The sequence below is a fragment of the Agrobacterium sp. 10T429 genome, from assembly GCF_056393925.1.
Map to the genome: position 1 here is coordinate 108,926 of NZ_JBFTGV010000004.1, position 16,447 is coordinate 125,372.

A 16,447-nucleotide genomic window follows, 5' to 3' on the forward strand; every position below is an offset into this window, starting at 1 on the left:
GGCCCATATAAACACTTGCTGCGCAAATTTCGAGACCTGACTGCTTCGCTTGCCAAAAAAGCATGAAATTCTTGGCGTTAGAGTTACTTTTCAAACATCCGTCATCTTGACATAAACTGATGTCTCGCGTAATTCGCACCCAAATTGATGGCGTATTGCGCCTTCTGTTTATTCCGCCCCTCAAAGGCGGCTTCACCGGCAGACTTTCAAAAGGGCATTCAGTCCTGACGGATTTCCGCTACTCCGACTGATAAAAAGACGGCCAGCTTGCTTTGGCGGGCAGAGCCGGAACGAACATGAAAGGATAACAAATGTTCGCAGTCATCAAGACCGGCGGTAAGCAGTACCGCGTAGCGGCCGATGCCGTGCTGACCATCGAAAAGCTGGAAGCAGAGGCAGGCGCAACCGTAGAATTCACCGAAGTTCTCGTGATCGGCGAAGGCGCCGACGCTCAGTTCGGTGCTCCCTTTGTCAAGGGTGCCATCGTCAAGGCTGAAGTTGTCGAGCACAATCGCGGCAAGAAGGTCATCGCCTTCAAGAAGCGTCGTCGTCAGAACTCCAAGCGTTCGCGCGGCCATCGTCAGCATCACACTGTCGTCCGCATCACGGACATCGTTGCTGCCTGATAGGCGCGACACGGGAAACAAGGTTTAAAGGAGAACTCCAATGGCACACAAAAAAGCTGGCGGTTCATCGCGTAACGGTCGCGATTCCGAATCCAAGCGCCTTGGCGTAAAGAAGTTCGGCGGCGAAGCTGTCATTCCAGGCAACATTATTCTGCGTCAGCGCGGAACCCAGTGGCATCCGGGCGCCAACGTTGGCATCGGCAAGGACCACACGATTTTCGCACTGACCGCAGGTAACGTGAACTTCCGTACGAAGGCCAACGGCCGCGTATTCGTATCCGTGGCCCCGAAAGCGGAAGCCGCAGAATAAGCCGGTAAGCGTCATATGCAGCCGGTGTCCCATCGACCCGGCTGAGACGTATCAGGTTCAGTCAAGAAAACAGGGGAGATGGGGCACCACCCAACTCCCCTTTTTCTTTAACCCCCAGGAGGGACTGAACCATGCAAGCTGAATTGTTGAGGGTTGACCAATCACGGTCACCCGAAGAGCGGCCGAGGCCCGATCGGTCGAGGAGCGATTGCCCCGTTTTACTGTCGCAGAGGCTGGTTTTACGCAAGCCTCACGAAGAAGACATCGACGCCCTTGCCCATCTTGCCAACAATGCCAATATCGCGACCATGGTGTCGCGTATGCCGCACCCGTACACGGCCAAAGACGCCGCGGACTTCGTGCGACGCACCAATGCTGGCGAGATCGGCAAGTGCGTCTATGCGATTACCCGCATGGACAATGGCGAGTTTCTGGGTTGCTGCGCGCTTGAACCGCAGGAAGACGAAAAGACGCTGGAAATTGGTTACTGGCTGGGGGAACCCTACTGGAACCGGGGCTACATGACCGAAGCCACGCATGCGCTGATCGACATGGCCTTCCGCACGCGTGAAATCGACCAGATCGATGCCCGCTGCCGGGTCACCAACATCCCCTCGCGCCGGGTCATCCAGAAGTGCGGTTTCCAGTTCCAGGGCTCCGGCATGGTCGGTTCGCTGGCATTGGGTGGCATGGTACCGGTAGAATGGTACAGGCTGGACCGCAAGACCTGGGTTTCGCTGAAGAGCTGGGGGGACATGGGATGAGCACGATCGAGCTTACCCGTCACCGTGCAACTGCGACGGTCGCGCCGCCCGGCCCCTGCCCGGTCATCGAGACGTCGCGTCTGGTGCTGCGTCCGCAGCGGCTTTCCGATGCTGGCAGCATTGCGGAGTCGCTTGGCGATTTTGCCGTGACCAGGATGCTGGCCCGTGTTCCCGCGCCGTATCATCGACAGGATGCGCTGGAATGGCTGGTCCTGCGCACTTCAGGCACCCTGCCCGATTGGGATTTCGCCATCACAAGCGGTGACGATACACTCATCGGCGTCGTCTCGGTCGAATTGCGGCACGGCGAGTGGCATCTCGGCTACTGGCTGAACCGGTTCTACTGGGGCAAGGGTTACATGACCGAGGCGGTGGCCGCCGTGGTCGAGCGGTTCTTCCGCCGCATGCCCGGTGTGGTTCTCCATTCCGGTGTGTTTGCGGATAATCCGGCTTCGCTGCGCGTGCAGGAAAAACTGGGCTTCCGGGTGACCGGCTGCCACCAGATTTACGCCACGGCGCGTGCTGCGATGGTGGCGCATATCGATACGGCGATCACGGCTGAGGATTTCGTTCCGCAGCACCGCTGACAATCAAAACAAGGCCGGTTGCCGCAAACCGGCCTTGTCTCACGCAGGCGCTTCCCGCACGATAGTCTTTGACCTTGTGGAGAAGCGCTTGTATTCGAAACGACGATATTTTTGTTTGGCACAACGCCTTGAGCTGATGTGCCCGCAAACCGACAGAACGGCAGTCCGATGAAATTTCTCGATGAAGCAAAAATCTATATCAAGTCCGGTGATGGCGGCGCGGGCGCCGTTTCCTTCCGACGCGAAAAATTCATCGAGTTCGGCGGCCCTGATGGCGGCGATGGCGGACGCGGCGGCGACGTCTGGATCGAGGTGGTCAACGGTCTCAACACGCTGATCGACTTCCGCTTCCAGCAGCATTTTAAGGCCTCGATCGGACAGCACGGCATGGGTAAGACCCGCACCGGCGCCAAGGGTTCCGACGTGGTTCTGAAAGTGCCTGTCGGCACGCAGATTTTCGAGGAAGACAACGAGACGCTGATCGTCGACCTGACAAAGGAAGGCCAGCGTTTTCGTCTTGCCGCTGGCGGTAACGGCGGTTTCGGCAACGCCTATTTCAAGTCTTCGACCAATCAGGCGCCGACCCATGCCAATCCGGGCCTTGCGGGCGAAGAAAAGACGCTCTGGCTTCGCTTGAAGCTGATCGCTGACGCCGGTCTCGTTGGTCTGCCAAATGCAGGTAAGTCGACATTCCTCGCGACCGTGACGCGTGCGCGGCCAAAGATTGCCAATTATCCTTTCACGACCCTGCATCCGAATCTCGGCGTCGCGACCATTGACGGCCGTGAATTCGTGCTGGCCGATATTCCCGGCCTGATCGAAGGCGCGCATGAGGGTGTGGGCATCGGCGACCGTTTCCTCGGCCACGTGGAGCGCACCCGTGTGCTTCTGCATCTCGTCTCCGCGCAGGAAGAAAAGGTCGGGCAGGCCTATAAGACTGTTAAGGCCGAACTGGATGCCTATGGTGGCGGGCTGACCGACAAGCCAGAAATCGTGGCGCTTTCGCAGATCGACGTGCTGGACGAAAAAGAACTGAAAAAGAAGGCAAAGGAACTGGAAAAGGCCTGCGGCCGTCCTCCGCTCCTTCTGTCTGCCGCTGCCCACATCGGTATGACGGAGGCGCTGCGCGCCCTTCGCGATATCATCGTCTCGGCAAGCAATGGCGGCGAGACTGCCCTTCCCGACCGCTCAATGCCTGTGGATAGCGAGGCCGAGGAAGAGGACGATCGCCTATGAGCCTCACCCGCAAACCGCTGGGTAGCCACCACCGGATCGTTATCAAGATCGGTTCGGCACTTCTGGTGGACCGGAAAAGCGGGCTGAAGAAAGATTGGCTCGACGCCATTTGCGAGGACATCGCTGCGCTGAAGAAAAACGGCGCAGATGTTCAGGTGGTGTCTTCTGGTGCCATCGCGCTCGGCCGCACGGTGCTCGGTCTGCCCTCCGGCGCATTAAAGCTGGAGGAAAGCCAGGCAGCGGCGGCCGTTGGCCAGATCGCTCTGGCGCGGGCATGGTCGGAAAGCCTGTCGCGGCATGAGATCGTCGCTGGCCAGATTCTGCTGACGCTGTCCGACACCGAGGAGCGCCGCCGTTACCTCAATGCGCGCGCCACCATCAACCAGCTGCTGAAGATCGGTGCCATTCCGATCATCAATGAAAACGACACGGTGGCAACCACCGAAATCCGCTACGGCGACAATGACCGTCTGGCCGCCCGCGTGGCCACCATGACCGGTGCCGATCTTCTGGTATTGCTGTCTGATATTGACGGGCTTTACACGGCTCCGCCGCATCTTGATCCGGATGCGAAGTTCCTTGAGACGATTGCAGATATTACGCCCGAGATTGAGGCCATGGCAGGCGGTGCGGCTTCCGAGCTTTCACGCGGCGGCATGCGTACCAAGATCGATGCCGGCAAGATCGCGACCGCTGCCGGTTGCGGCATGATCATCGCTTCCGGCAAGACGCTCAATCCGTTGAAGGCCATCGAAAACGGCGCCCGCTCCTCGTGGTTTGCGCCATCAGGCACACCGGTGACGGCGCGAAAGACCTGGATTGCCGGTCAGTTGCAGCCGGCAGGTGAGATTCATGTGGATGCGGGTGCGGAAAAAGCGCTCTATGCCGGTAAAAGCCTGCTTCCCGCGGGCGTGCGGGTGGTGAAGGGCAATTTTGGACGCGGCGATGCGATTGCCATTATCGGCGTCGAAGGCCGAGAGGTCGCGCGCGGCCTTGCAGGCTACGATGCGGAAGAGGCGCGTCTTATCATCGGTCACAAGTCGAACGAGATCGAGGCGATCCTTGGTTATGTCGGGCGTGCGGCGATGATCCATCGCGACGATCTGGTAATGACGGGTGCCGCCGTGAAAGTTAAAAATAGTGAAAAGGATGAGGTCCATGCCTGAACAGGCCGTGAAGCAGAGCCATGATATTGATGCACTGATGATGACCATCGGTGCACAGGCAAAAGCTGCTTCGCGACCGTTGTCCATAGCAGGTACGGATCAGAAAAACCGTGCGCTTCTCGCCATGGCGTCCGCCATCGAGGCGTCGAGGGAAACGATCCTTGCCGCCAACAGGAAAGATCTGGCGGCGGCGGATAATAGCGGCCTTGCCGCTTCCTTCATCGACAGGCTTACGCTTGACGATTCGCGGATCGCCGGTATCGCCGAAGGCATCCGCTCGGTTGCCGCGCTGGCTGATCCGGTTGGCGAAGTTATTGCCGCCTGGGATCGCCCGAACGGTCTGAAGATCGAGCGCGTGCGCACGCCGCTTGGCGTCATCGGCGTGATTTACGAAAGCCGCCCGAATGTGACGGCAGATGCCGGAGCGCTCTGCCTCAAGGCGGGCAATGCGGTCATCCTGCGCGGCGGCTCGGATTCGCAACATTCATCGCGTGCTATCCATGCCTGCCTCGTCGAGGGCCTGAAGATCGCCGGTCTTCCCGAGCACGCTATCCAGCTGGTGCCGGTCACCGACCGCGCTGCCGTGGGCGCGCTTCTTGGTGGATTGAATGGCGCGGTTGACGTGATTGTGCCGCGCGGCGGCAAAAGCCTGGTTGCGCGGGTGCAGTCTGAGGCGCGGGTTCCGGTCTTTGCGCATCTGGAAGGTATTTGCCATATCTATGTCGACGGATCGGCCGATCTCGACATGGCGAAACGCATCGTCGTGAATGCCAAGATGCGCCGCACCGGCATTTGCGGCGCGGCGGAAACATTGCTGGTGGATGCCGCTGTTGTTGCCACGCATCTTGAACCGCTCGTCAAGGGCCTGATCGAGGCCGGTTGTGAAGTGCGCGGTTCGCAGGCCGTGCGTAATGTTGTCGAGGGCTTGAAAGCCGCAACCGAAGATGACTGGCGCACCGAATATCTCGATGCGATCATTTCGGTTGCTGTCGTGGACGGTATTTCCGGCGCGATCGACCACATCAGCACCTATTCGTCCAACCACACGGAGGCGGTGATCGCCGAGGACCCAGCGGTGGTCGAGCGTTTCTTCAACGAACTCGATTCGGCCATTCTGCTGCATAACGCTTCCACGCAATTTGCCGATGGCGGTGAATTTGGAATGGGTGCGGAAATCGGCATCGCCACTGGCAAGATGCATGCACGCGGCCCGGTTGGTGTCGAACAGCTCACGTCGTTCAAATACCGCGTGCATGGCACCGGTCAGACGCGGACCTGATAGTTGCTGGTCGAAACACGCCTCGATAGACGTTATCTCACCATGCCGCATGCGGAGCGCGGCATGGTCGTCGGGCTGTTTGGCGGCTCCTTCAATCCGCCGCATGCCGGCCATGCCCTTGTTGCCGAAATAGCGCTTCGCAGGCTGGGTCTAGACCAGCTCTGGTGGATGGTGACGCCAGGCAATCCGCTGAAAAGCCGCTCGGAACTGGCGTCTCTGGAGGATCGTATCGCTGCCTGCGAAAGGCTGGTCAGCGATCCCCGCATCAAGGTGACGGCTTTTGAAAAATCGCTGGGGATCAGCTACACGGCCAATACGCTTGCCAAGGTGAAAGCAAAAAATCCGCATGTTCGCTTCATCTGGATCATGGGAGCCGACAATCTGAAAAGCTTCCATCGCTGGCAACAATGGCGAAGGATCGCCGAGACCTTTCCGATTGCGGTGATCGACCGGCCGGGTTCCACCCTCTCCTACCTCTCCTCCACCATGGCGCAGGCCTATAGCCAGGCGCGGATCGATGAGGATGATGCGGGTGTTTTGTGGAAAAAAAAGGCGCCTGCCTGGGTCTTTATCCATGGTCCGCGTTCGACGCTCAGTTCGACGGCGCTCCGCAATAATCACAAATGATGTATGCGACAGCCGTTGAAGGCTCCATATCTTGAAAAGTTAATGCTTTGGTGCCACCTTAATCTAGTGACGCACAGATTCGCGTCGCCAGTGCCTGTTTTGTCATTCTTGGAAAGGGAAAACCTCTGACAACAGTACACGCCAAGGGAAGAGCATTTGTTGCTATCCCGAAGGGTCAGGACAGTGGCGCCGATGCCGCCGACCACGCCCTCGAAACCGTCCTCGCGAGCCTCGAGGACTCCAAGGCTGAAGATATCGTATCTCTCGACATTGCCGGAAAATCGGCGCTTGCGGACTACATGGTGGTGGTCTCCGGGCGATCGAACAGGCATGTCTCGGCGATCTGCGAGCATCTTCTCAAGGATATGAAGGATGAAGGGTTTGGAAGCGCCCGCGTCGAAGGTCTCGAGACCGGAGATTGGGTGCTGATCGATACCGGCGATATCATCGTTCATGTGTTCCGTCCGGAAATCCGTGTCTTCTACAACATTGAAAAAATGTGGGCGACGCCGGAAATGCCGGAAGACACGCTGCATTGATGCGGTGAGCCTTTGACGTCGCACATCGGGCCTCCCGAATATCATTTTTGATTTCGGGTCGATGTGTGTGGTCGGAAAGAAAGCCGGCCGCATAGGAATCCGTGGGCTATGCTGTTAAGAGCGTGACCCTGTTGGGTCACGATGGATGCAGGTTTGCGATGCGGATTTCGATTTTTGCGGTGGGACGGCTGAAATCCGGCCCAGAAAAGGATCTTGCGACCCGTTATATCGAACGCCTTGCCAAGACCGGCCCGGCGATCGGGTTGGAGTTTTCGCGCGTGATCGAGGTCGCGGAAAGCCGGGCATCGAACGCGGAGACGCGCAAGCGCGAAGAAGCGGCGATGCTGGAAAAACATCTGGCTGATGGTACCGTGCTCGTGCTGCTGGACGAGCGCGGCAAGGCGCTGGATAGCCCGGCCTTTGCCTCGTTTTTTGGCGATCTGCGTGATAGCGGCAAGCGCGACCTCGTGATCGCGATTGGTGGCGCCGACGGCCTAGATCCTGCACTTTACGACAGAGCGGCGGCCGTTCTTAATCTCGGCAAGCTCACATGGCCGCACCAGATCGTTCGTATTCTGATCGCCGAACAGCTTTACCGCGCCGTCACCATCCTCTCCGGTCATCCCTATCATCGCGTTTGAGCGTGATCTTCATGTGGAAAATTGTCTCAATTTCAACATGAAGCTTCGCGAGACGGAAAGGCGTGGAAGGCTTTGCAGCCAGCCTGTTTCTGGCCTCTTGGAAGATTGGGGCAAAATCCCTAATATCGGCGCTCCTGCTTCGGCGTCAAAGAAAGTTCAAATGGACAAGAGGTCTCAACGAAAACGCCACGCTGCCCTTGCGGGCGCGGTTTTCGCTGTCCTTGTCCTGGGGATTTCCCCCGTTGAACGCGCCTTTTCGCGCGATGATGCGGGTGCTGCGCCTGCTGGTGAGGGTGATTCGTCGCCGGAGGCGCTTCAGACGCTGGAAAAGCGCCGTGATCAGAACCGCCAGGATCTGGAGGAGCTGGTCGACAGCATCGGACTTTCGGAAGACAAGACCCGAAATCTCGAGGAAAGCATTGCTTCCCTTAATCAGGATAGCGCCCGTATCCGCGACGAGCTGATAGCGTCGGCTGCGCGCCGCAAGGCGCTGGAAACCAAGATCAGCGATGGCGAGGATCGTCTGGCCAAGCTTTCGGTCCGCGAAGATGGCGTCAAGGCATCCCTGCGCGAGAGGCGTGGTGTGCTGGCGGAGGTTCTGGCGGCGCTGCAGCGTATGGGCAGAAACCCTCCCCCCGCCCTTCTCGTTTCGCCTGATGATGCGCTGGCTTCGGTGCGCAGCGCCATTCTTCTCGGCGCCGTCGTGCCCGGCATTCGCGGTGAGACCGACAAGCTGGTTTCTGCTCTCAAAGAATTGACCGACGTCAGGCAGGCAATCGCTCGCGAAAAGGACGATCTTACGGGTATGATGACGGCAAGTCTGGAAGAGGAAAAACGCCTCGACCTGCTGCTTGCTGAAAACGACCGCAGAAATTCGCAGACGGCCGCGGCGCTGGAGGCGGAACGCAAGCGATCCGAGGAGCTTGCAAGCAAGGCGACCAGCCTCGAGGGTCTGGTCGGTTCGCTTGAAAGTGAGATCAGTTCGGTGCGGGAAGCTATGGAAAGGGCGCGTGCGGAAGAGCAGCGCGTGGCCCGTCTTTCCGAAGCGGAACGTGAGAAGGAGCGTGCCGCAGCCGAGGCGGGAATGCCCGATAAAAACCGTATTGCGCCCGCATATCCCTTCGCGAGTTTGAAGGCAAAGCTGGACCTGCCGGTGGCTGGAGATGTGTTGCGCCGGTTCGGCGATGCGGATGGTACGGGCCACTTTTCCAAGGGAATTGTCGTCGCGACCGGACCTGAGGCCATCGTGACGGCACCCGCAGACGGCTTTGTTGTATTTGCCGGAGATTTTCGCAGTTACGGCCGAATGATCATCCTCAATACGGGTGACGGATACCATGTGGTCATGACGGGAATGGACAATGTGAGGACACGGCAGGGAATGTTTGTGTTCTCCGGAGAGCCAATCGCCTCCATGGGTGCAAAAAGAGTAGCGAGTGCAGCAGCATTGGCGCTGGAAACCGACCGGCCAACGCTCTACATTGAGTTCAGGAAAGATGGTGTGCCGGTTGATTCCCAACCTTGGTGGACCGCAAAAAATACCGGAAGGGCGCACAATGATTCGTAAGGTTTCGCTTCTCCTTATCGGTGGGCTTATGGGCGCCACGGCGATGAGTGTGATTTATTCGGCGAGCATGCCGGCACAGGCGGCCGGGCCTTCGACCTATAAGGAACTGTCAATCTTTGGCGACGTGTTCGAACGTGTGCGTGCGCAATATGTGACGCCGCCGGATGACGAGAAGCTGGTCGAAAATGCCATTAACGGCATGCTCAGCTCGCTTGATCCGCATTCGAGCTTCATGAATGCCAAGGACGCCAACGACATGCGCACCCAGACCAAGGGTGAGTTCGGCGGTCTCGGCATTGAAGTGACCATGGAAAATGAACTGGTCAAAGTCATCTCGCCGATGGACGACACGCCGGCTTCGCGCGCAGGCATTCTTGCTGGCGACTATATTTCGGAAATCGACGGTACGCCGGTTCGCGGTCTGAAGCTGGAGCAGGCGGTCGAGAAGATGCGCGGCGCGGTCAAGACGCCGATCAAGCTGACGATCATCCGCCAGGGCGCCGACAAACCGCTCGAATTCACCGTCATGCGTGATGTCATTGCCGTACGTGCGGTCAAGTCCCGTGTCGAGGGCGATGTCGGTTATCTCCGCGTCATCTCATTTACCGAGAAGACCTATGACGATCTCGAAAAGGCGATCAAGAAGATCAAGACGGATGTGCCGGCTGACAAGCTGAAGGGCTACGTGCTCGATCTGCGTCTCAACCCCGGTGGTCTGCTCGATCAGGCGATCAATGTTTCCGACGCCTTCCTCCAGCGTGGCGAAGTCGTTTCGACCCGTGGCCGTAACCCGGACGAGACCCGTCGCTTCAATGCAACGGCTGGCGATCTGACCGATGGCAAGCCGGTTATCGTGCTCATCAACGGTGGCTCTGCTTCGGCGTCTGAAATCGTCGCCGGTGCGCTGCAGGATCTGCGTCGCGCGACTGTGGTCGGCACGCGCTCCTTCGGTAAGGGCTCGGTCCAGACGATCATCCCGCTCGGCGAGGCCGGCGCGCTGCGTCTGACCACGGCGCTTTATTACACACCGTCTGGCAAATCGATCCAAGGCACGGGCATTACGCCTGATATCAAGGTCGAACAGCCGCTGCCGCCGGAATTGCAGGGCCGTGTTACGACCGAAGGTGAATCCAGCCTGACCGGCCATATAAAGGGCCAGAGCGAAACGGACGAAGGTTCGGGTTCTTCCGCTTACGTTCCGCCGGAAGCCAAGGACGATATCCAGCTGAATTATGCGCTGGATCTGTTGCGCGGTGCCAAGACCGATCCGTCGTTCCCGCCGAACCCGGACAAGGCTGTGGTCAACAAGCAGTAAGATGGATGCGCCGGCCAGCCGGCGCATTTTCTCGATTGCCTAACCGTTTGGACGGATCGTTCATTGCCTTCTGACCTGCGAAAACCGCTTCTGGGTCGACAGAAAAAAAGCGCCGGTATCAACCGGCGCTTTTCCGTCATTATGGTTCTGTCCGCGCTTGCAGTTCTGACGATCGGCGGGCTTTCCGTCTATACGGCCCTGTCGCCCGGCAATCTGCAGAAGACGGCTTCCGGGCCGGACACCCAGCCCCAGCTCCCCGAAGATGCTCCGAAAACAGCAGCAGCCGATGTGGCGGATCCCAACGACACGGCTGGTCTGAAGCCGGAAAGCGGCCGCTCCGGCGCCAATATAAATCGGGCGACGATGCCGGATGGCAATGTGGTATCGGTCTATTCTCCTCGCCCCCGTGACAGCGACGGACCGGTGCTGATGAKCGGCCAGACCTACGGTCAGGATCCGCGCATGGCCACGCGGCCGAATGATGCATTGCTGGAAGAAACCGCATTCGGCAGATTGCCGGTCGTCGGTGCCGATGGTTTGCGGCCGATGGAGCAATATGCCCGGCCATGGTCCGGCGCACGCGGCACCCGGGTGGCGATCGTGGTCGGTGGTCTCGGCCTCAGCCAGACGGGTTCGCAAAAGGCGATCCGGGAACTGCCGCCGGAGGTGACGCTCGGTTTTGCTGCAAGCGGCAACAGCCTGCAGCGCTGGATGCAGGAAGCGCGCCGTGAGGGGCATGAAATCCTTCTCCAGATACCGCTGGAGCCCTTCGGGTATCCCGGCACCAATCCCGGCCCGGACACGCTGCTGGCGGGCGATCCCGCGAAGGTCAATATCGACCGGCTGCATCGCTCCATGGCGAAAATTACCAATTATACTGGCATCATGAATTATCTCGGCGGGCGTTTCCTTTCCGAGCAGGCGGCGCTGGAGCCGGTCATGCGCGATATCGGCAAGCGCGGGCTGCTTTTTCTGGACGATGCCTCTTCGGCGCAGTCGCTGAGCGGCGGGATTGCCAAAGCCATTTCCGCGCCGCAGGGCTTTGCCGATGTTCTGCTTGACGGTGAGGTCACCGAAGCCACTATCCTGCGCAAGCTGGACGAATTGGAGCGGATCGCGCGACGTAACGGTCAGGCGATCGGCGTTGCCTCGGCTTTTGACGAAAGCATCGCTGCAATCTCGAAGTGGTCGCGGGAGGCGGGCGGCCGCGGTATCGAGATCGTTGGTGTTTCTGCGCTTGTTTCGCAGCAGGCGGGGCAGTAAACCTTCTGCGCGGCCATTCCTTAGCGCCTTTTCGGCGCGCAGACAGTGCGGGTTTCCAATGACAATCAAAGCAGAAGATTTGCCTTACCGTCCCTGTGCGGGGATTATGGTTCTGAACGCCGAAGGCCTTGTCTGGGCCGGCCGGCGCATCAGGGAAGGCAATTCGGAATATGACGGTTCACCGCAATTGTGGCAGATGCCGCAGGGCGGCATCGATGACGGTGAACGGCCTTTGACGGCCGCCATTCGCGAACTTTACGAAGAGACGGGGATGAAAACGGTGACGTTGCTGGCGGAAGCGAGCGACTGGATCCATTATGATCTGCCGCCCGAACTGATCGGCATCGGCCTGAGAGGCAAGTATCGCGGGCAGGCGCAACGCTGGTTTGCCTTCCGTTTCGATGGCGACGAAAGCGAAATCCAGATCGACCCACCTCCAACAGGGCATACGGCTGAATTCGACGCCTGGGACTGGAAGCCGATGGAAAGCCTGCCAGAGCTCATCGTGCCCTTCAAGCGCGCGGTCTACGAGAAAGTGGTTGCGGAATTCCGGCACCTTGCCGGCAAGTAATAAAAAAGGCGGCCACTGGCCGCCTTTTCTTTGGTCGATTGCGAAAGCTTATTCTGCTTCGTTGGCGGAATCGGCGTTGAGTTGGCCGTATTTTTCCGCACCGATCTTGCCGAGCAGTTCGAGCTGGGTCTCAAGGAAGTCGATGTGACCTTCCTCGTCGATCAGCAGTGCTTCGAAGAGCTTCATCGAGACATAGTCTCCGGCCTCGGAACAGATGTCGCGCGATTTCTTGTAGGACGTCCGTGCGTCATATTCGCCCGCCAGATCGGCTTCGAGCACTTCCTTGACGTTCTGACCGATGCGCAGGGGAGCCAGGGTCTGGAGGTTGGGATGACCTTCCAGGAAAATGATACGATCGATGATCTTGTCGGCGTGCTGCATCTCTTCGATGGATTCCGCACGCTCCTTCTTTGCAAGCTTGGTGTAGCCCCAGTCATTCAGAAGTCGGTAGTGAAGCCAATACTGGTTTACCGCACCGAGTTCTAGAAAAAGGGCTTCGTTAAGCCGCTCGATGACTCTTGTGTCGCCTTTCAATGTCCGCTCTCCTGTTCTCTTCATGGAATCGCTTCAAGCGGGACATAAAATCAAAAACATCTGCTTCCGTCGAGTGGCGACGGGCGTGATATTCTTCGGTTGTCTGTATGATCAGGTCGACGACAGTCGGGAAACAGCCGCAGCAGCGGCCACGTTTTTCCATGGCATGATACACTTTTGCCGGAACGATAAGCTGCCAACAGTCCTCATCAAGGAGCTCGTTAATGACGTCCCGGATATCGTGGTCGGTGATGTAATTGCAGCTGCAAACCAGCATGATCGACTGCCTGTATGACGCAACACGTTGTTTTCGTTCTTAAACCAAAACAGGACACCCACTGTCAAGAAAAACCTCCGAGGATATCCGAAAGTGAACTCTGGATTCATTCTAAACTATACGAAAACTGTCGTATTTTCATTAGTTTAGCAGTTCCTATATTGCGGTATTTTTCGATCAAGTTTTTGTGCGTGGCGATATTACCAGGGCGGATATCACGAAAAGTTTACCTGCTTCCTTCCCGTTAGAAGGGGTCCCGATCTCAGGCGAAATATTGCCCGCCATTTGCGGTCATCGTGGAGCCGGTTATGAAACCAGCCTCGTCCGACACGAGAAACAGAACGCAGCGCGCGATTTCTTCCGGTTCGCCCAGGCGCCCGACCGGGATTTGCGGCACGATCCGCTCGGCCAGCACTTTCTCCGGTATAGCCCTCACCATCTCCGTGCCGATGTAACCGGGGCAGATGGCGTTGACGGTAATGTTGCGGCTTGCGCCTTCCTGGGCGAGCGCCTTGGTGAAGCCGATATCGCCAGCCTTTGAGGCGGAATAGTTGACTTGGCCAGCCTGGCCCTTCTGGCCATTGATGGAGGAAATATTGACGATGCGACCGAAGCCGCGGTCGCGCATACCCGGCCAGACGGGATGCGTCATGTTGAAGACGCCGGTGAGGTTGGTGTCGATCACCTCGCGCCATTGCTGCGGTGTCATCTTGTGAAACATCGCATCGCGGGTGATGCCGGCATTGTTGACGAGTACCTCGACGGGGCCGAAGACCTCTTCAACCTGGGCTATGCCTTTTGCGCAGGCATCATAGTCTCGCACGTCCCACTGAAACGCGGGTATGCCGGTTTCTTTCTGGAAGGCCTCTGCCCTATCGGTCGTGAAGGCGTAGTTGACGGCCACCTGGTAGCCGGCTGCCTGCAAGGCGCGGGCTATTGCTGCGCCTATGCCGCTTGTCCCGCCCGAAATCAACGCAACCCGGCTCATATGGCCTCCATTTCCTGAACTATTTTAGCCGTGCTCAACGGCCACAGAAATGCGGCCAATGGGAGACCGCTTCTACCCTATTGGCCGCTGAACCGGAATTGCTTTTTGGAAGGCCGCACGGCGGTTTTCAGAGCGCCTCGATGCACATGGCAACACCCATGCCGCCGCCGATGCAGAGCGTTGCGAGGCCCTTCGATACGTTGCGGCGGCGCATCTCGAAAATCAGCGTGTTCAGCACACGGGCGCCGGATGCGCCAATCGGATGGCCGATGGCGATCGCACCGCCATTGACGTTGACGATATCAGGATCAAGACCAAGCTCACGCACGACAGCGCAGGACTGGGCGGCAAAGGCTTCGTTGGCCTCAACGAGGCCGATATCGCCGATCGACCAGCCTGCCTTGGCCAGCGCCTTGCGTGAGGCGGGGATGGGGCCGGTTCCCATGATCTGCGGATCGACACCCGCCGTCGCCCAGGAGGCGATGCGCGCCAGCGGTTTGATACCGCGCTTTGCCGCTTCCTGCTCCGACATCAAAAGTGTGGCAGCAGCGCCATCATTGAGGCCGGAGGCGTTGCCGGCCGTTACCGTGCCCTCCTTGTCGAAGGCGGGGCGCAGCTTTGCCATGGTTTCCAGCGAAACACCGGTACGGATGTGTTCGTCAGCATCGATGATAATATCTGCCTTGCGGCCCTTGACCGAGAAAGCCACGATCTCATCTGCAAAACGGCCGGCGCTCTGCGCGGCTTCGGCCTTGTTTTGCGATGCGACAGCGAACTGGTCCTGTTCATCACGGGAAAGCTGCCATTGCCGGGCGATGTTCTCGGCGGTTATGCCCATGTGGTAGCCGTAAAAGGCATCCGTCAGGCCGTCTTTCAGCATGGTGTCAATCATCTTGAAATCGCCCATCTTCACGCCACCGCGCAAATGGGCGCAATGCGGCGCCATGGACATGGATTCCTGCCCGCCGGCAATGATGATGGCCGCGTCGCCGGTAACGATCTGCTGCATGCCGAGTGCGACAGCGCGCAGGCCGGAACCGCATAGCTGATTGATGCCGAAGGCGGTTGCTTCCTGCGGAATGCCGGCTTTCATTGCCGCCTGCCGCGCCGGGTTCTGCCCTTCGCCTGCCGTCAACACCTGACCGAGGATGACCTCATCGATCTCATGGGCTGCGACACCGGCGCGCTCCAGGACGGCGTTGATGACGGTTGCCCCAAGCTCGTGGGCGGGCGTATTGGCAAAGCCACCATTGAAAGAACCGACGGCAGTGCGCGCAGCGCTGGCAATCACGATTGAAGGCGTCATATGTTTCTCCTCACTTGCGGGCGGAGACTGGCAAAGCTTTGAATACAAGTCAAATGCCGAAAGTTGCTTTAAAAGATGTTGCTAAATCAAGCCGGAATCTTGCGGAAAATTGCTGCGCAAAAAACAAACTGTTGCGATGCACAAAACATTTGTCACGAGGCTTGTTTTGCGCATACACTTCGCGCGGGAAGAGCAATAACACCAAAAAACAAGAAAATACCATCATCGCGAGGAGGCGGGCATGGCAAAACACGACGGCGAAACAATCATTAAAAAATATGCCAACCGGCGGCTCTACAACACCGGAACCAGCACCTATGTGACGCTGGATGATCTGGCGCAGATGGTTAAACGCGGCGAGGACTTCAAGGTTCAGGACGCTAAATCATCCGAAGACATCACCCATGCGGTTCTGACGCAGATTATTGTTGAACAGGAAGCCAAAACCGGCAATACGCTTTTGCCAACGGCGTTTCTGCGGCAGTTGATCTCCTATTACGGTGACCAGATGCAGATGGTCGTTCCGACATTTCTCGAACATTCGATGAAAACCTTCTCCGATCAGCAGAGCCAGATGCAGGAGCATATGACCAAGGCGTTCGGTGACGGGTCGCTTGCCCGGAATTTCCAGGCTCCACTGCAAATGATGGAAGAGCAGATCCGCCGCAATACGGAACTGTTCCGGCAGGCAATGCAGGGGTTCACGCCTTTTGCAATGCCGCAGGCGCCCAAGGAAACGCGCAAGCCGAATGCATCCGAAATCGATGAGCTGAAGTCGCAGCTGCGCGCATTGCAGCAAAAACTCGATCAGCTCTGAAGGAGGCTGGAGCATTTCGGGTGAGACCCCTCAA

At 58.3% G+C, this 16,447-nt stretch carries 18 protein-coding genes and 1 pseudogene; 15 read left to right on the forward strand and 4 right to left on the reverse strand.

What is annotated here, in order from left to right:
* Positions 1 to 311: 311 nt before the first annotated feature.
* From rplU to AC1DCP_RS11965, 14 genes and pseudogenes are all read left to right on the forward strand, one after another.
* Positions 312 to 626 carry a 50S ribosomal protein L21 gene (rplU, locus tag AC1DCP_RS11900; RefSeq protein ID WP_003516451.1) on the forward strand — a complete coding sequence of 105 codons (315 nt, stop codon included), beginning with the start codon at positions 312 to 314 and terminating at the stop codon, positions 624 to 626.
* Positions 627 to 666: 40 nt separating this feature from the next.
* Complete coding sequence (gene rpmA, locus AC1DCP_RS11905) at positions 667 to 936, forward strand: 50S ribosomal protein L27 (protein ID WP_003492686.1); 270 nt, start codon at positions 667 to 669, stop codon at positions 934 to 936.
* A gap of 131 nt (positions 937 to 1,067) precedes the next feature.
* Positions 1,068 to 1,700, forward strand: a complete 633-nt coding sequence (locus AC1DCP_RS11910; RefSeq protein ID WP_003516453.1) for a GNAT family N-acetyltransferase — start codon at positions 1,068 to 1,070, stop codon at positions 1,698 to 1,700.
* The gene (locus AC1DCP_RS11915) at positions 1,697 to 2,287 is read left to right on the forward strand and encodes a GNAT family N-acetyltransferase (RefSeq protein ID WP_025594658.1); all 591 of its coding nucleotides are present in this window, start codon (positions 1,697 to 1,699) and stop codon (positions 2,285 to 2,287) included. Before AC1DCP_RS11910 ends, AC1DCP_RS11915 begins: the two co-directional genes overlap by 4 nt.
* A 168-nt stretch (positions 2,288 to 2,455) precedes the next feature.
* On the forward strand, positions 2,456 to 3,523 hold the full coding sequence (obgE, locus tag AC1DCP_RS11920) for a GTPase ObgE (RefSeq protein ID WP_003516456.1): 1,068 nt from the start codon (positions 2,456 to 2,458) through the stop codon (positions 3,521 to 3,523).
* Entirely contained in the window at positions 3,520 to 4,689 is a 1,170-nt protein-coding gene (proB, locus tag AC1DCP_RS11925; RefSeq protein ID WP_065688708.1) for a glutamate 5-kinase, read from the forward strand. The genes obgE and proB overlap by 4 nt, the downstream gene beginning before the upstream one ends.
* A complete protein-coding gene (locus AC1DCP_RS11930) occupies positions 4,682 to 5,968 on the forward strand; it encodes a glutamate-5-semialdehyde dehydrogenase (protein ID WP_065688707.1) in 1,287 nt (428 codons plus the stop codon). The genes proB and AC1DCP_RS11930 overlap by 8 nt, the downstream gene beginning before the upstream one ends.
* 42 nt (positions 5,969 to 6,010) lie before the next feature.
* A complete protein-coding gene (locus AC1DCP_RS11935; protein ID WP_075807713.1) occupies positions 6,011 to 6,595 on the forward strand; it encodes a nicotinate-nucleotide adenylyltransferase in 585 nt (194 codons plus the stop codon).
* A 94-nt stretch (positions 6,596 to 6,689) separates the two neighbouring features.
* Positions 6,690 to 7,134: pseudogene (rsfS, locus tag AC1DCP_RS11940) on the forward strand (ribosome silencing factor).
* 158 nt (positions 7,135 to 7,292) lie between these two features.
* Complete coding sequence (gene rlmH / locus AC1DCP_RS11945; protein WP_003516464.1) at positions 7,293 to 7,775, forward strand: 23S rRNA (pseudouridine(1915)-N(3))-methyltransferase RlmH; 483 nt, start codon at positions 7,293 to 7,295, stop codon at positions 7,773 to 7,775.
* A 160-nt stretch (positions 7,776 to 7,935) separates the two neighbouring features.
* Positions 7,936 to 9,342 carry a murein hydrolase activator EnvC family protein gene (locus AC1DCP_RS11950; RefSeq protein WP_065660031.1) on the forward strand — a complete coding sequence of 469 codons (1,407 nt, stop codon included), beginning with the start codon at positions 7,936 to 7,938 and terminating at the stop codon, positions 9,340 to 9,342.
* A complete protein-coding gene (locus AC1DCP_RS11955; RefSeq protein WP_003516467.1) occupies positions 9,332 to 10,657 on the forward strand; it encodes a S41 family peptidase in 1,326 nt (441 codons plus the stop codon). The genes AC1DCP_RS11950 and AC1DCP_RS11955 overlap by 11 nt, the downstream gene beginning before the upstream one ends.
* Positions 10,658 to 10,720: 63 nt before the next feature.
* Positions 10,721 to 11,920, forward strand: coding sequence for a divergent polysaccharide deacetylase family protein (locus AC1DCP_RS11960; protein ID WP_476774297.1), 1,200 nt, complete (start codon positions 10,721 to 10,723; stop codon positions 11,918 to 11,920).
* A gap of 58 nt (positions 11,921 to 11,978) precedes the next feature.
* Positions 11,979 to 12,491 carry an RNA pyrophosphohydrolase gene (locus AC1DCP_RS11965; protein WP_013636972.1) on the forward strand — a complete coding sequence of 171 codons (513 nt, stop codon included), beginning with the start codon at positions 11,979 to 11,981 and terminating at the stop codon, positions 12,489 to 12,491.
* Between the two features lie 48 nt (positions 12,492 to 12,539).
* Here the strand turns inward: AC1DCP_RS11965 and bfr are convergent, their stop codons facing one another.
* From bfr to AC1DCP_RS11985, 4 genes are all read right to left on the reverse strand, one after another.
* A complete protein-coding gene (gene bfr / locus AC1DCP_RS11970) occupies positions 12,540 to 13,025 on the reverse strand; it encodes a bacterioferritin (protein ID WP_003516472.1) in 486 nt (161 codons plus the stop codon).
* Positions 12,991 to 13,302 carry a (2Fe-2S)-binding protein gene (locus tag AC1DCP_RS11975; RefSeq protein ID WP_013636971.1) on the reverse strand — a complete coding sequence of 104 codons (312 nt, stop codon included), beginning with the start codon at positions 13,300 to 13,302 and terminating at the stop codon, positions 12,991 to 12,993. Before AC1DCP_RS11975 ends, bfr begins: the two co-directional genes overlap by 35 nt.
* A 262-nt stretch (positions 13,303 to 13,564) precedes the next feature.
* The gene (phbB, locus tag AC1DCP_RS11980) at positions 13,565 to 14,290 is read right to left on the reverse strand and encodes an acetoacetyl-CoA reductase (protein WP_065688705.1); all 726 of its coding nucleotides are present in this window, start codon (positions 14,288 to 14,290) and stop codon (positions 13,565 to 13,567) included.
* Positions 14,291 to 14,417: 127 nt separating this feature from the next.
* A complete protein-coding gene (locus tag AC1DCP_RS11985; protein WP_038492527.1) occupies positions 14,418 to 15,596 on the reverse strand; it encodes an acetyl-CoA C-acetyltransferase in 1,179 nt (392 codons plus the stop codon).
* A 241-nt stretch (positions 15,597 to 15,837) separates the two neighbouring features.
* Between AC1DCP_RS11985 and phaR the strand changes: the two genes are divergently transcribed.
* The gene (phaR, locus tag AC1DCP_RS11990; protein WP_065688704.1) at positions 15,838 to 16,413 is read left to right on the forward strand and encodes a polyhydroxyalkanoate synthesis repressor PhaR; all 576 of its coding nucleotides are present in this window, start codon (positions 15,838 to 15,840) and stop codon (positions 16,411 to 16,413) included.
* The last annotated feature ends 34 nt before the right edge of the window (positions 16,414 to 16,447 follow it).

Bases quoted from the DNA above. Each gene is read 5' to 3' on its own strand.
- AC1DCP_RS11915 (WP_025594658.1), top strand. From the start codon at position 1,697: ATGAGCACGATCGAGCTTACCCGTCACCGTGCAACTGCGACGGTCGCG.
- phaR (WP_065688704.1), top strand. From the start codon at position 15,838: ATGGCAAAACACGACGGCGAAACAATCATTAAAAAATATGCCAACCGG.
- rlmH (WP_003516464.1), top strand. From the start codon at position 7,293: ATGCGGATTTCGATTTTTGCGGTGGGACGGCTGAAATCCGGCCCAGAA.
- proB (WP_065688708.1), top strand. From the start codon at position 3,520: ATGAGCCTCACCCGCAAACCGCTGGGTAGCCACCACCGGATCGTTATC.
- AC1DCP_RS11975 (WP_013636971.1), bottom strand. From the start codon at position 13,302: ATGCTGGTTTGCAGCTGCAATTACATCACCGACCACGATATCCGGGAC.
- AC1DCP_RS11955 (WP_003516467.1), top strand. From the start codon at position 9,332: ATGATTCGTAAGGTTTCGCTTCTCCTTATCGGTGGGCTTATGGGCGCC.
- AC1DCP_RS11930 (WP_065688707.1), top strand. From the start codon at position 4,682: ATGCCTGAACAGGCCGTGAAGCAGAGCCATGATATTGATGCACTGATG.
- AC1DCP_RS11935 (WP_075807713.1), top strand. From the start codon at position 6,011: ATGCCGCATGCGGAGCGCGGCATGGTCGTCGGGCTGTTTGGCGGCTCC.
- phbB (WP_065688705.1), bottom strand. From the start codon at position 14,290: ATGAGCCGGGTTGCGTTGATTTCGGGCGGGACAAGCGGCATAGGCGCA.
- AC1DCP_RS11910 (WP_003516453.1), top strand. From the start codon at position 1,068: ATGCAAGCTGAATTGTTGAGGGTTGACCAATCACGGTCACCCGAAGAG.
- rpmA (WP_003492686.1), top strand. From the start codon at position 667: ATGGCACACAAAAAAGCTGGCGGTTCATCGCGTAACGGTCGCGATTCC.
- rplU (WP_003516451.1), top strand. From the start codon at position 312: ATGTTCGCAGTCATCAAGACCGGCGGTAAGCAGTACCGCGTAGCGGCC.
- AC1DCP_RS11985 (WP_038492527.1), bottom strand. From the start codon at position 15,596: ATGACGCCTTCAATCGTGATTGCCAGCGCTGCGCGCACTGCCGTCGGT.
- obgE (WP_003516456.1), top strand. From the start codon at position 2,456: ATGAAATTTCTCGATGAAGCAAAAATCTATATCAAGTCCGGTGATGGC.
- AC1DCP_RS11965 (WP_013636972.1), top strand. From the start codon at position 11,979: ATGACAATCAAAGCAGAAGATTTGCCTTACCGTCCCTGTGCGGGGATT.
- AC1DCP_RS11950 (WP_065660031.1), top strand. From the start codon at position 7,936: ATGGACAAGAGGTCTCAACGAAAACGCCACGCTGCCCTTGCGGGCGCG.